This window comes from Dyella amyloliquefaciens (assembly GCF_004296575.1).
GTDB classification, from domain to species: Bacteria; Pseudomonadota; Gammaproteobacteria; order Xanthomonadales; family Rhodanobacteraceae; genus Dyella; species Dyella amyloliquefaciens.
Genome location: NZ_SAYT01000005.1, coordinates 506,664 through 519,716, shown reverse-complemented (window position 1 = coordinate 519,716; position 13,053 = coordinate 506,664). Strand labels below are relative to the sequence as shown.

11 protein-coding genes are annotated in these 13,053 nt (G+C 59.0%); 10 read left to right on the top strand and 1 reads right to left on the bottom strand.

Annotation, left to right across the window (positions count from 1 at the left end):
- Nucleotides 1-4: 4 nt before the first annotated feature.
- The 8 genes from wecC to EPB08_RS14080 all read left to right on the top strand — a co-directional run bounded on the left by wecC (nt 5) and on the right by EPB08_RS14080 (nt 8,902).
- The gene (wecC, locus tag EPB08_RS14115; protein WP_130619733.1) at nt 5-1,249 is read left to right on the top strand and encodes a UDP-N-acetyl-D-mannosamine dehydrogenase; all 1,245 of its coding nucleotides are present in this window, start codon (nt 5-7) and stop codon (nt 1,247-1,249) included.
- A 103-nt stretch (nt 1,250-1,352) separates the two neighbouring features.
- A complete protein-coding gene (locus tag EPB08_RS14110; protein WP_130619732.1) occupies nt 1,353-2,570 on the top strand; it encodes a hypothetical protein in 1,218 nt (405 codons plus the stop codon).
- A 100-nt stretch (nt 2,571-2,670) separates the two neighbouring features.
- A complete protein-coding gene (locus tag EPB08_RS14105; RefSeq protein ID WP_165418506.1) occupies nt 2,671-3,666 on the top strand; it encodes a glycosyltransferase family 4 protein in 996 nt (331 codons plus the stop codon).
- Between the two features lie 80 nt (nt 3,667-3,746).
- Nucleotides 3,747-5,036 (top strand): WzyE family oligosaccharide polymerase, encoded by a 1,290-nt coding sequence (locus EPB08_RS14100; RefSeq protein ID WP_130619730.1) that lies wholly within the window; start codon nt 3,747-3,749, stop codon nt 5,034-5,036.
- A gap of 70 nt (nt 5,037-5,106) precedes the next feature.
- The gene (locus EPB08_RS14095; RefSeq protein ID WP_165418504.1) at nt 5,107-5,865 is read left to right on the top strand and encodes a heparin lyase I family protein; all 759 of its coding nucleotides are present in this window, start codon (nt 5,107-5,109) and stop codon (nt 5,863-5,865) included.
- A 270-nt stretch (nt 5,866-6,135) separates the two neighbouring features.
- A complete protein-coding gene (locus EPB08_RS14090; protein WP_130619728.1) occupies nt 6,136-6,900 on the top strand; it encodes a WecB/TagA/CpsF family glycosyltransferase in 765 nt (254 codons plus the stop codon).
- Nucleotides 6,901-7,045: 145 nt separating this feature from the next.
- The gene (locus EPB08_RS14085) at nt 7,046-7,771 is read left to right on the top strand and encodes a phosphatase PAP2 family protein (protein ID WP_130619727.1); all 726 of its coding nucleotides are present in this window, start codon (nt 7,046-7,048) and stop codon (nt 7,769-7,771) included.
- Between the two features lie 825 nt (nt 7,772-8,596).
- A complete protein-coding gene (locus EPB08_RS14080; RefSeq protein ID WP_130619726.1) occupies nt 8,597-8,902 on the top strand; it encodes a HigA family addiction module antitoxin in 306 nt (101 codons plus the stop codon).
- A gap of 286 nt (nt 8,903-9,188) precedes the next feature.
- Here the strand turns inward: EPB08_RS14080 and EPB08_RS14075 are convergent, their stop codons facing one another.
- A complete protein-coding gene (locus tag EPB08_RS14075) occupies nt 9,189-11,006 on the bottom strand; it encodes an SLC13 family permease (RefSeq protein WP_130619910.1) in 1,818 nt (605 codons plus the stop codon).
- Nucleotides 11,007-11,480: 474 nt separating this feature from the next.
- On the opposite strand from EPB08_RS14075, the gene EPB08_RS14070 reads away from it, so the two are divergent.
- Nucleotides 11,481-12,080 (top strand): fimbrial protein, encoded by a 600-nt coding sequence (locus tag EPB08_RS14070; RefSeq protein ID WP_130619725.1) that lies wholly within the window; start codon nt 11,481-11,483, stop codon nt 12,078-12,080.
- Nucleotides 12,081-12,174: 94 nt separating this feature from the next.
- Nucleotides 12,175-12,912 (top strand): fimbrial biogenesis chaperone, encoded by a 738-nt coding sequence (locus EPB08_RS14065; RefSeq protein WP_229238347.1) that lies wholly within the window; start codon nt 12,175-12,177, stop codon nt 12,910-12,912.
- The last annotated feature ends 141 nt before the right edge of the window (nt 12,913-13,053 follow it).

Sequence of the window (13,053 nt, the reverse complement as noted above, 5' to 3'; positions counted from 1 at the left end):
ATCGATGTCATTTGAAGTCATTTCTGTTATTGGGCTGGGCTATATTGGCCTGCCGACCGCAGCCGCGTTTGCCGCACGACGCAAGACCGTCGTGGGCGTGGACGTGAATCGCGCCACCGTCGACACGATCAATAGTGGTGGAGTGCATATTGTTGAGCCGGACCTGGACATGGTCGTTCGCGCGGCCGTGACGCAGGGTCACCTGCGTGCCACGGACAAGGTCGAGCCCGCAGACGCATTCCTGATCGCCGTGCCGACACCGTTCAGTACCGACCACAAACCGGACTTGAGCTACATCGAAGCAGCGAGCCGGGCGATCGCCCCTGTGCTCAAGAAGGGCGATCTCGTCGTGCTCGAATCGACTTCTCCCGTGGGCACGACCGAGAAGATCGCGGCATGGCTTGCCGATATGCGACCGGATCTGAGCTTCCCACAGCAGGCCGGCGAGCAGTCGGATATTCGCGTTGCACATTGCCCGGAGCGCGTCCTGCCGGGTCACGTCATTCGAGAGCTGGTTGAAAATGATCGTGTGATCGGCGGTATGACGCCGCGATGTGGCGAGCTCGCGCGGGAGCTGTACCAGGTATTCGTGCGGGGCGAGTGCATTCTCACGGACGCTCGAACTGCCGAGCTTTGCAAGCTTACGGAGAACTCCTTCCGTGACGTCAATATTGCCTTTGCGAATGAGCTTTCGCTGATCTGCGACCGTTTGGATGTCAACGTGTGGGAGCTGATCAAGCTGGCCAACAGGCATCCGCGCGTCAATATTCTGCAGCCGGGTCCTGGCGTTGGCGGACATTGCATTGCGGTCGATCCGTGGTTCATCGTGGATTCTGCGCCGGAGCAGGCGAAACTCATCCGCGTGGCACGCATTGTGAATGACGCCAAGCCGCACTGGGTGATCGAGCGCGTGGAGCGAGCAGCGAACCGCTTCCGCGAACCGCTCATTGCGTGCCTTGGATTGGCGTTCAAGGCCAACATCGATGATCTGCGTGAAAGCCCTGCCGTCGAGATCACGTCGGAGCTGGCGGAGCGGTTCCCGGGCCGGATTGTCGCGGTGGAGCCGAACATCAGCAGCTTGCCGGCGGGGTTGGACGGGCGGATTGAGCTATGTGATCTGCGCACTGCCATGACGGAAGCGGATGTGATCGTCATCCTTGTGGATCATGAGCAGTTCAAGCGAATTGATCCGGTTCTTTTCCAGGCAAAGGTAGTGATCGATACGCGCGGTGTTCTAGCGCACCGATGATGAAGTACATGGCGAGCCGAACCTGCAGACGTTCACACGGTGCCTCGGCCGTCCGCATTTGACGGTGCATGTGGTAGTTGCCTCCGGTGGGGCTGGGTAAGCGATGAAGTACGGACGATTGATTGGAAAAGCTGAGGCCGTCGTAGCGACCGGGATGCCCGGTCTCTACAGGGTCATCGCATTCTTTGGCGTTCAGAAGATCTATTCGCTAGGCGAGCTGGGGACGGCCGCTTCCGCCTTTTCTGTGGCGCAGATACTGGCGTACTTCACCGCTATAGGCTGGGCCAGCCTGATTCTCGTTCGCGTGCCGGCGGCGCGGGGCAGGGACGCTGCGATCCAGCGCTTCTACGAGCTCCTGTGCATGGGAGGTGTTTCTGCCGTCGTTGTCTGTGCGGGTGTACTGCTGTGGGCTCGATTCTTTGGGTCCGACATTTCAGGGAACGAGATCATCGCGATCCTCATCGGCTGGTCGGTGTATCAGCTGACCAGGCACTATTTCCTTGCCCACCGGAAGTATCGCCGGGTTATCGCCTATGACCTCGTTCTTCTCTCCGCGACGGCGTCCTTCGTCGTGGCGCTGCACCGGATCGGCGTGCCTGCGGGTTGGCCGCTCGGCATCGCACTGGCCGCCGTTGGCATCTTCATGCTGATGAATATTGGGTGGCCGGGGCGGTTACCTCAGGGCTGGAAGTTCGAGCCCAAGGGGCTGGAGTTCGGATTCACGAATTTCCTTTCCGGTGGCATCGCACTAAGTCTTGTTCCCATCGCGAATATCGCGGATGGCGCACGCTTTGCTGGAGTCATCTCGCTCATCGCATCGTTCAGCCTTATCAGTGCGCTGATTCCGCGAGCGATATCCATGTATCGATTGCCCGAGTTGAGTCGGTTGGTGAGCGATGGTCAGCCATTGACGATGCTGACGACGCAGACGGCTCGCGAGGTTGCGCTTGCCTGTGGCGCGGCCTTTCTGGTCAACAGCGCAATTGTCTTGATGATCGTGCTCTACAAGGGAGCCGACGCTGATGCCTTCTGGTACACGTTGATCTGCGGCCTGGCGATCTGTGCGCAGGGTTGTATCAGCATGCTCGGAATGGCCTATAGCAGCGTGCTTATGGTTCGTGAAGAGAGTCGGATGTCCGTGACCATAAACCTGGTGTCGTGTGGTGCATTCGTTGCAGCGCTAGGCGCCTTCTACCTGTCTACGGGCAAGCTCAGTTTCCCTTTCACGCTGGCCGTGTGCCTGGCTATAACACTGCTCAGAAACGTGATGCTCAAGCGGCAGAGTGCATCGCTTCTTCTTCCCGCGGCTGTGGCTGGTTGACAGTGCCTTCGTGCATACCTGTCCGGGTAGGCCGAGAGAGTTCCCTATGAGAATGTGTAACGTGGTTCTGTCGACGGAACCCAAAGGTGGGAAGGGTGGGGTGGCCACCGTCGTCCCCATGCATCTTGAAGTCCTGGGTGCTATGGGTGCGGTAGAGTTCATCCCCACGCATGACGGTGGCCCGCTGGGAAAGTTTTGGCCATGGCTCAAGGCGTTCCCTCGTGTCATTGGTGCGAAGCGACGCCATCGTGATGCCAGGTGCGTGTTTCACCTCCACCCGGGATCCGGCTTCTGTCTGATCAGGATGCTGATATTGGCCGCAATTGTGCGTTACGGCCTGAGGCGTCCGGTGCTCGTGTACCTGCATACGCCTTATCTCGATCGCTACCTCAATGGCTGGTACTGGCGGGGCGTGTTATCGGGTCTTGTTAAGTGTGCGGATCGAGTGATCGTTCTGACGTCCTATGCGCTAGGTCTGCTTGAGGCGCATGGGCTTGCGGACACCACACGAGTTGTACCCAATCCTTACAGCCCATCGGACGCACGCAAGGAAAGACAGCTCTCGCGTGATGGCGGAGTTACCGTGCTAGCCATGGGGCGCCTTGTTGAGGGCAAGGGTTTCATGGAGACGCTGTATGCCATGCCGCATTTGCCCGAGAACTACAGGCTGATCATTGCCGGAGAAGGTGAGCTCAATGAGGCCATAGGTGAAGCAATCGACAGTCTTGGCCTCCGTCGCCGAGTCTTGATGAGTGGCTGGGTGGAGGGCGACAAGAAGGAGGAGCTACTGCTGTCGGCGGACGTCTTTTGCCTGCCCAGCAGGGTGGACTCATTCGGGATGAGCTTCATTGAGGCGCAGGTCTACGATGTACCAATCGTGGCGTACGCACATGAGCCTGTGATTGAAGTCATACGGGAGCATGGTGGCGTTTTTGTGGATTCCCTGAATCCCAAGGCAATCGCGATGGCCATCAAAAAAGCCAATGACCTCAATTCCGAGATGAGGCCTGGTAGCGGAAAGAAGTGGGTGTGTGATTCGTTTGGAATTGAGCGGACGCGCCATCGGCTGTCTTCGGTGATCAAAGAAGTTGCTTAACCGGGCTCGTAGGAAAATCCTTGGAATGAGCTGTCCTCGTCCCCTTGTGTGCTTGCAATTGAACTAATTGGGTGTTCGGTATGGTGTATTTCGTGTGTTTCATGAACATGTTCGGTTTGGTTCTGTTCTGGGCAAAGTACGCAGAATCGAACATGCGGCGAATATACTTCACCGTGTTTCTCTCTTGCTTTGTTTTTACGTATTTCGGTGGACTGTTAATCGCAGCCCTGCTGTATTCGATGCTCGGCATCGAAAAGATCAGTGCTCATGACGACACAACCTGGCAAATAGTCGTCCTGTCAGAGATCTGCCTTCTCTTCTTCTTGGCCGGATATGCAGGTGCAGCCCCGTTTCGAAAGTTTATTCGGATGCGGAGCGAGTTGAACTGGCGACGCAAGACAAAAGGCCTGATCTACGTGCTTCTCGCGGCGTTTCTCATTTCCGTGGTTGCATACGTGATCGGTTCCGGTGGTCTCGTTCTTTTGAAAAATGGCGGTTACGAAAACCGGTACGACGCCAATGTCGGGATGGGCGGGTACTCGTTGTTCTTCTCGATGGGCTTGTTTGCATGCACGCTTCTGTCATTGCGAGCAGAAAGCGCGAGGGAAAAGCGAAAGGCGTTGATTTATACGATCGGTTACTGCGCTATAACCTTTGTTGTCTTGGGGGGGTACAGGCAGTTGGGCTTTGCTGCGCTCTTCTCTCTTGGTGTGATTGCATTGATGCGGAGAGACGTGTCTTTTGCAAAGTTTCTTGTGCTTTCCGGTGCACTCATAGTTGTTACGCTGGTGGTCGCAATATTCCGATACACCGGGACAAGTTCGGATGGTGCTGGCGGTATATATGGCAAGCTCTTGATATTCTTTTATGACGGTTTTGCGCCAGTCGATGCCTTCTACAATATCGTGGATTACTGCAAGTATCACGGTGTTTCAGAGAATGTAATTGCCAATCAGTTCGCCACGATGATTCCCAGGTCTCTCTGGGTGGACAAGCCACTGATCGTGCTTAATGGTGGAAATTTTTACACTCAGAATGTGCTGGGAAGAGAAGGATCCATCACGTACTCACCAACTTTGCTGGGTGAGTTGTATCTTGCGGGCGGATCGAAAGCCTGCCTGTTGGGATCGTTGATATCCGGTGCCCTATTGCGTGCTTTGGACGAGATTGTCATAAGGTCCAGTAGGCGGCTCGTTGTGGCGTTCTTTTTCTCCTTCGCGTTTGTATTCGTCTTCAACTTGTATCGAGAGGGACTGAGTGTTCTCACGACGAAGTTGATTCTCTTTGGAGGTGCATCGTTTGTTTTGGTGTGCCTGACGAAGTTGCTTGCTTCAGGATCAAAGAGAAGTGGTGTGCCAAGAGGCCTTTGATGAATCAGCGTCGCTCATATGTGTGTAAGTGCATCGCCAAACGTGTCGACTCTTCAAGATGAGGTCTGTTATGCGGATACAGGTAAAGGCAGGGTTGGCATTTTTTTGTATGCTGGCAGTTTCGGCCGCTGCGGATTCCCGGAACTGGGTGGAACTGTTCTCTACTGATTGGTCTCATGGGGTCGACAAGAGAATTCAGTATCAAATGCCCAGGAAAGATTCGATTGGGGTCGTGGATGCGCCTCAAGAGATGGGCGGCAAAGCCTTGAAAGTAACCATAAGCAAGAATGATGACTATTCTGCCGTCGCCAACGGTGCGCCCCGGGCGGAGCTTTCATTCAATGGGTTCTTGCACTTTTCGCAAGGCAAAGAATATGTGCTTAGCTGGCAGACGTATATGCCAGCAGGTTACACGCTAGACCGAGGTCAGGCCGAGGTGGTATTCCAGATCCATCAAGGGCCTGCTGCGGGCTATCCGCCTTTTGCGATTTTCCTGTCCGAGGGCGGGCAGTACGAAGTGCACAATAGGACTCAGTCGAAGGCTGACTGGGTTAGCGCATTCTTTGGCCGGGTTGAGAGTGATCGTGGGCGTGTGGTGAATTGGCAGCTTCACTATATTCCGGATGGCTCTGGGGCGAGGGCAGTGACAGAGCTTACCAAGGACGGTCAACTCGTTTTTGCGACCAAGGGCGTGCCAAACGCCTATGAAGATGATGATCGGGCGTATTTGAAGCTGGGCTTATATAAGGCTGATTGGTTAAAGAAGTCTTCAGAAGTTGACACGCGTACGATGTACTACGGTGGTGTGTCTGTGAAAGTACGGGATTGATCGGCTCTGCTCAGGTGTTGCGATTGGAGTCATTGAGTTCGTTGCAGCTTGTGGAGCTCGGTCCCGAGTGCGATGGCAATCTAGACCGCCGTGGCATGGCACTAGTCGCTCCGTGGTCTTTGCGACCTGCTGCAAAGATGGCGCGTTGCTAAGGTGTGATTTGCTCGAACCTCGGCAGTTCGTTCTAAGAGTTCATTGCCTGCCGCCTATGTGCGAATGGAGCGAGTTCATTGCGCCGATCGTTAATTGTCTGGTTACAAGATTATTTCCATGAACCGTATTGAATTGTTTGGATGTCCCATGGACGTCGCTTCCATGACCGAGACTGTCGAGGTGATCCGCAACCGGATCGTGGCTCGCCAGTTCACGCAGCACGTCGTGGTCAATGTCGCCAAGCTGGTCCATATGCAGTCCGACGCGCAACTGGCAGCGTCGGTGAAAGAGTGCGACATCATCAATATCGACGGGATGGGCGTTGTGTGGGGCGCGCGTGCACTTGGTTTTCAAGTCGCGGAGCGTGTGGCCGGAGTGGACCTTTTTGATCGCCTGCTGGAGATGGCACAAGCAGAGGGTCTGCCCATCTTCATGCTCGGCGGCACTGACGAAGTGGTGAAGAAGGCGGCTGGTGAGGTTGAGGAAAAGTATCCCCGCTTGCACATTGCCGGCGTCCATCATGGGTATTTCTGGGATGACGAGCAGGCCATTGTCGACATGATCCACGCATCTGGTGCGCGCCTGCTCTTCGTTGCCATCACTTCGCCCAAGAAGGAAAACTTCATCAACCGATACCGGGCAGACCTAGGCGTCGATTTCGTGATGGGGGTTGGCGGTACGTTCGATGTCGTCGCCGGGAAGGTTCGGCGCGCGCCTCGGTGGATGCAGCGGGCAGGTCTCGAATGGCTGTTTCGGGTACTTCAGGAGCCAAGGCGGATGTGGCGTCGCTATTGGACTACGAATCGGCAGTTCGCTTGGATGTTGATGCGCGCACGCATGAGGCGCGAGGGCAGCAAGGCCGTGTCGACGCCGGCGGAGTGATGGCGCGGGTCGACCGGGATTCTTCAGCCTGACGTGAAACGGCAAAGTCCGGCAGTACGAGCGAAATGCGGCTGTGCCTCACTGCGATGTTTCATGGTTGAAGATCAGCTGCCGGTGGTGCTCATAGGCAGAACAGATCAGGTAGATGAGTGGGCTTCCACTATTGGCTTCGGCCCAACTGGCGATCGCGGCTGATGCCGCGATCCGGCCAAATGCGAATCGACGTCCAGAACGATATGGTTACTTGATCATGCACGGATGGACATTCATTACAGCGTTTGGTGATTCGGCTGTGCTGCTACCGTGTGCTGTCGCCATTTTTTTCTGGCTAGGATTGTCTCAGGGGGGGTGGTCTCTGGCATGGCGCTGGTTGCTTTTGTTTTGTGCCGTTGCGTTGCTCGTTGCGGCAAGCAAGTTAATGTTCATGGCCTGGAGGCTCGGAATTCCTTCGCTGGATTTCATGGGCATTAGCGGCCATTCCGCGATGTCCGCCACCGTGTGGACCGCGCTTCTGGCACTGCTCTGGCCAAGGTCTAGGGATAATTCCGGTGCTGTAGGTGCGATGACGGGGTTGCTGTTCGCCATCGCTATTGCCGTGTCGCGAGTTGCGGTGCACGCTCACTCCTGGGCGGAGGTTCTTGCCGGCCTGTCTCTTGGCGGTGGGGCCGTCATCGCGTTCTTGTGGTGGGCCGGCCCGCGTTGGCAATTGCAGGGTTCACGTTGGCTCGCCGTCCTGACGCTCGTGCTCATACTTTCCCTTACGTATGGGCATCGCTTCCCTTCAGAGTATTTGCTGCGCGTCGTGGCAAAGCATTTGAGTCTCGATAGCACCGTATATACGCGCCGATCGCTGCACGAATTGCGCGAATAACCTCTAAAGGCGGCTACTTACCCCTCAGCGATACGCAAGAAGAATAGGTGCCAGGATGCGCTTTCATCGAGAACGTCGCGCTGCCCTCGGCTCTCTACGGGAACGAGACTGACACGTTCTCAGTCTGCGGCTGTCACGCTCACCCGCGTGCAACCGGACACCCATCTCGCCCAACCCTGACAGACGATGTGCAGCCTGCTTGTTAGGGTCAGGCCGTCATTCGCGCTGTCTTTCTGTAGGGCCTCGCGAATGACCATGACGACGAAGTCATGAGGCGCGGGCCGTGAGTGCGACTAACACCCACGACCCGCTAACCATCACCAACTTCCTAAGAGTTGATCATGGCTACCCACGATCATACGGTACGCATTCGCCCGTCCGTTCCCCCTGACGGCACCCTCACTCCTTCATCTGGCGAGCCGCCACACACGCGTGTGGCGTGGCCGGACTCCTTGCGTTCGTGCACTCGCAGTGACATCGCGCTGGCAGTGCTCACCCTTACGCGTCTGCGTCATGACAGCGAGCAGTGCCGTAGGGCGCAGACGCGGGGATTCCCCGGCAGGCCTCTGGAATGGCCGCTTCCCATAGTTGTCACCGCCAGTCTGGGCACCGCCATCCACTGTCTTCAGCAGTACGCCAGCCTGCTTGGTCACGAGCCCCGAGTGAATTCGCCACCCGGCCGATGATTGCCACGCGGCGCATCGGCCACGCTGGCGATGCGCCTCACCCCGGCGATCACTGACATCGCCATCTGGCATTCACCGACACGAGCGGCTGCAAGCGCCCGCCCGTTCTGCAGTCGTGTCTGACAAGGAAGGGAAGCCCATGGAACTGATCCAACTCATGCCGCGTATGGACGTGGATCCTTCGCAGCACCTGCGTTCGCCCGGCGAAGTGCTGCTGCTCGACTACATGCTCCCGGCGACGATGAATCATCAGCAACTCGCCCGACGTACCGGTATCCGGGCGCCGCACCTCAGGGAGTTCCTCACTGACGCCCGGTCCGTAAGCCCACGGCAGGCGATGCGGCTCGCCGCCGTGCTGGATACGTCACCGCTCTACTGGCTGATGCTGCAGGCACGCTACAACCTGGCGCGCGAGGTGCAACGCAACGTCGTGCTATGTCGCTAGAGCCTGGCCTCGCGTGCAAAGCGAAGCCAGTGTGGCTTCTCTGCAACAGAACTGGGTCTGGAAGTCATTGGACGGACACTTCTGCAGCGCTCTTCCTGTGCACATGCGGCAGCCATCCCTTTTCTGGCCGACGTAGAGAATGCGTCATGCGCGCAACCCTCGCCACTCGCGAGTGGTATCCACTGATGGATCTCATGGGACCCATCGTAGGGAAACACGTGGTCAAAGTCCCTTCGGGTTTGCTGGCGTGACGAGCTTGAAGCGCTTCCGGATTCCGTGGGAGCGCTTAGTGGTACATCAGATTGATCACCACCAAGGTCAGCACCAGCATCAGGCCCGTCAGCGGCAAGCCCACGCGCAGGAAGTCCTTGCCGCGATAACCACCGGGGCCGGCCACCATCATCAGCGCTGGATGACCTGAGCTGAGCAGGAAGGTGTTGGAGGAGGAGACAGCGACGATCAGCGCATAGGCCGACGGGTTGTTGCCGGTGGCGACGGCGACGCTGATGGCGATGGGCACCATCATCACGGTCGCGCCCACGTTGGACATCACCTGCGAGAACAGCAGGGTCAGGATGGCCAGCGAGAGCTGGAGGATCCAGTGGTTGGTATGGCCCAGGTGCTGCAGCACTTCCTGCGCTAGCCACGCGGCGGCGCCGGTGGCGTCCATCGACCAGCCGAGCGGAATCAGGCAGGCGGTGACGAAGATGGTTTTCCAGTTGATGGCACGGTAGGCCTCGTCCATGTTCAGCACGCCGGTCAGCAGCATGCCGATGGCGCCGGTCATCATGGCGACGGAAAGGTCGAGATGCGTGAACAGGGCCAGGCACTTGGCCAGCACGAAGAAGCCCACGGCTTGCCAGATCTTGCCGGGGCGCTGCTCTTCCTTCGGAACGTCGGTGACGACCACGAGGTCGCGGTCTTCACTTGCCAGCGCGAGGTCGCGCCAGCTCGAATGCAGCACCAGCGTGTCGCCGGCGCGCAGGCTCACGGAACGCACGTCGTCACGATAGACCTGATCGCCGCGGTTCACCGCCAGCACCGAGATGCCGTAGCGCTTGCGCAGGCGAAGGTCGCCGACGGTCTGCTTGAGGAAACGGGAGCTCGGTGGAATCACCGCTTCGGAAATACCGGCGCGCGAAGGGTTGAACAGCTCACCCAACTGCCGCATGCGCGGTGACAGCTTGCACAGCTGGTTGTTGGCGAACTGGTTGAGCTGTTCGCGCGGGCCCAGCACGCCGAGCACCGAGCCGACCCAGATGACGTGGTCGGCGGGCGGGGCCATGCGGGAGTCGTTACCGCTCTTGATCGCCAGGATCAGCGGGGCCCCGTACAACTGCTCCACTTCGCCGATACTCATGCCGACCAGCGGGCTTTCGGCCGTCACCGTGAGCTCGGCGGTTTCGCCGACGATGCCGTAGGTGTCCGCGAAGTAACTCTCGGTGCGGCCCGGGGTCACCTTCAGGCGCTCGTCTTCCCGCTCCGGCAACAGCTTCTTGCCGAAGAAATAGAAGAAGCCGACGCCGGCGAGGGCGAGCACCAGGCCCACCGGGGTCACGCTGAACAGGCCGAACTTGGGAATGGTGTGCGCGCCAGCGGGCAGGTTGGCGTTGGCGCTGGCCACCAGGTCGTTCAGCACGATCAGCGGTGAATTGGCGATCAGCGTGGTGTTCGTGGCGGTCAGGATGCAGAACGCCATCGGCAACAGCAGCCGGGAGATCGGCACGCCGGTACGGGCCGCCAGTCGGCTGGTCACCGGGATCATCAGGGCTGCCAGAGCCTGGCTGGGGATCACGGCACTGAACAGGCTGGTGACCAGGTTGATCACCACGCCCAGGCGCGATTCCACGCCGCGCGCCATGCGCATCACGAAACTGGCCGTGAGCGTCAGCACGCCCGCTCGATCCAGCCCTGCGCCCATGATCATGATCGCGATGATCGCGATGACGGCGTTACCGGCAAAGCCGTTGAACACGCGCTCAGAGGGGATCAGCCCGGTGAGGCCGATCACCACCACCACCAGCAGGGCCACCATGTCGGCGCGGATCCACTCCAGCACCAGCATCAGCATGGTGAAGCCCACCAGCCCGAGAACCAGGATCATTTCGGGGGTGAGTGCGAGTCCCACTAGCGGGCGTCTCCTTCGCTTGCGCCTGGCATCAAGGCCGCCCCGGTAACGAGGCAGGGCATGGGAAGGCGTGATGGGTCACTCACGCGGCGGCACGGTTCTTGTTGAGATGCCCCCGAGTATAAGCGTGACGGCCTGCCCCGGGTGAACTCCGGCTGGCCGCCGGAACCCGTCGTCTTCCGATATCGCCACACACGGTGTACGCCAGGGCCGACGCGAGCCCGAAATCAAACGCGTATCTCAGATTCGTCCTAAAGAACCCTGCTGGCCGTCAGCGAACAATGGCGGTGTTTCGTGGTAGCGACCGCGAAATGGCGACGTAGCCCGCTCGGGCGGCGAGGGAAGACCCCCAACGGTTTTGACAAGGATGTCCGGCAATGGCCGGCCGTCACTGCGTGGCTCGTCTGCGACTCCTGTGCTCCAACTTCCAGTGAAGGATCTACCAAGTTTATGAAGAAGACGCTTATTTCGACCGCCATGGCCGCGGTGCTCGGCTTCGCGATGTTCGCCCCGAAGGTCGCCAGTGCCGCCGATGGCACCATCACCTTCAATGGCCAGATCACGGATACCACTTGCGTTGTCACCGGTGGTGGCATGGCAACCGGCACCGGCAATATCACCGTGACCCTGCCGACGGTCAGCACCTCGGCGTTGCCCAAGAACGGCGTCACGGCTGGCGACACCCCGTTCTCGCTCATTCTCTCCGGCGCCAACTGCACGGATGGCAAGACGGCCGCCCTGTGGGTCGAGACCACGGCGACCCCGGCTCTTGATACGAACACGGACGCGCTGAGGAACCAGGCCTCCGGTGGCGCGGGCAATGTTGAAGTGCGCTTGTACAACCCGGCCAACAGCCAGCCGATCAAGCTGAGCGTCAACGACTACGTCGTGAATGGCCAGTCGGTCATCGCCGCGAATAACCAGCCGGCCGCCACCATCGCGGGCAATACCGCCACGCTGAACTACATCGCCCAGTACCTGGCCGTCGGCGGCGCCGCCACGGCCGGCGCGGTCACCACCTACCTGACGTATTCGATGCAATACAACTGATCGCATCGCACGAGCGCCAGTGGCAAGGCCGGTACGCCGGCCTTGCCGACTCAGCGGGTACTTGTCGTTACTTACAAGCTTCGAGAGTAGTGCCATGAAAGTCTTCAAGCGCGCCGCGTGCGCGATGACCGTCATTGCCGCGAGCCTCGGCTCTGCCCATGCCGGTATCACCATCAACGGTACGCGCGTGGTGTATCCGGCCGAGCAGCGCGAGGTATCGCTCAGCATGGTCAACGATGGCAAGGAGGCCCGCCTTATCCAGGCCTGGGTGGATACCGGCGACGCCAGCGAGCGCGCCGAATCCAGCAAGGCCCCGTTTCTGATCACGCCGCCCATGGCGCGCGTGGATCCGGGCAAGGGACAGACCCTGCGCATCATGTTCACCGGTGCCGCCACCCTGCCGCAGGACCGCGAAACGGTGTATTGGCTCAATGTCCTGGAAATTCCGCCCAAGCCCAAGGCGGGCAGCGATGCGGCGGACAACTACATGCAGCTGGCCGTGCGCTCGCGGATGAAGTTGTTCTATCGGCCCAAGGGATTGCAGGGAACACCCGATGCTGCCGCTGACCTCGTGGTCTGGCACATCGTCTCCGCCGGCAAGGGATATACGGCGGAATGTACCAACGACACGCCCTACAACATCTCCTTCAGCGATCTCGCTTTCAAGGGTGCCGCGAAGCACGAGGCCGTCAACAAGGGTGGCATGTGCCCGGCCAGGGGCAAGGGATCGTTCCCGGTCGTGGGGGCCCCTGATGGCAGCGGCAAGCTCGTGGTCACCGTCATCAACGACTTCGGTGGCTTCAATCCCCGCGAAGCGAATTTCACGCTCTGAGCCGTCAAGCGTGCGAGATCCCGTTCTCGGGGTCGCGAAGATCGAACAGCCGTTGATTCACACGTAGTTCTTTGAAGCCAGCAGCGCAGAGGCTTCCGTCCAGCCAAGAAGCTCTCCAACACCACCGTGCGATAGGCATGG

What these genes read in the sequence shown, in the direction of transcription:
- wecC (WP_130619733.1), top strand. Translation starts at nt 5, where the DNA reads ATGTCATTTGAAGTCATTTCTGTTATTGGGCTGGGCTATATTGGCCTG.
- EPB08_RS14110 (WP_130619732.1), top strand. Translation starts at nt 1,353, where the DNA reads ATGAAGTACGGACGATTGATTGGAAAAGCTGAGGCCGTCGTAGCGACC.
- EPB08_RS14100 (WP_130619730.1), top strand. Translation starts at nt 3,747, where the DNA reads ATGGTGTATTTCGTGTGTTTCATGAACATGTTCGGTTTGGTTCTGTTC.
- EPB08_RS14095 (WP_165418504.1), top strand. Translation starts at nt 5,107, where the DNA reads ATGCGGATACAGGTAAAGGCAGGGTTGGCATTTTTTTGTATGCTGGCA.
- EPB08_RS14090 (WP_130619728.1), top strand. Translation starts at nt 6,136, where the DNA reads ATGAACCGTATTGAATTGTTTGGATGTCCCATGGACGTCGCTTCCATG.
- EPB08_RS14085 (WP_130619727.1), top strand. Translation starts at nt 7,046, where the DNA reads ATGAGTGGGCTTCCACTATTGGCTTCGGCCCAACTGGCGATCGCGGCT.
- EPB08_RS14080 (WP_130619726.1), top strand. Translation starts at nt 8,597, where the DNA reads ATGGAACTGATCCAACTCATGCCGCGTATGGACGTGGATCCTTCGCAG.
- EPB08_RS14075 (WP_130619910.1), bottom strand. Translation starts at nt 11,006, where the DNA reads ATGATCCTGGTTCTCGGGCTGGTGGGCTTCACCATGCTGATGCTGGTG.
- EPB08_RS14070 (WP_130619725.1), top strand. Translation starts at nt 11,481, where the DNA reads ATGAAGAAGACGCTTATTTCGACCGCCATGGCCGCGGTGCTCGGCTTC.
- EPB08_RS14065 (WP_229238347.1), top strand. Translation starts at nt 12,175, where the DNA reads ATGAAAGTCTTCAAGCGCGCCGCGTGCGCGATGACCGTCATTGCCGCG.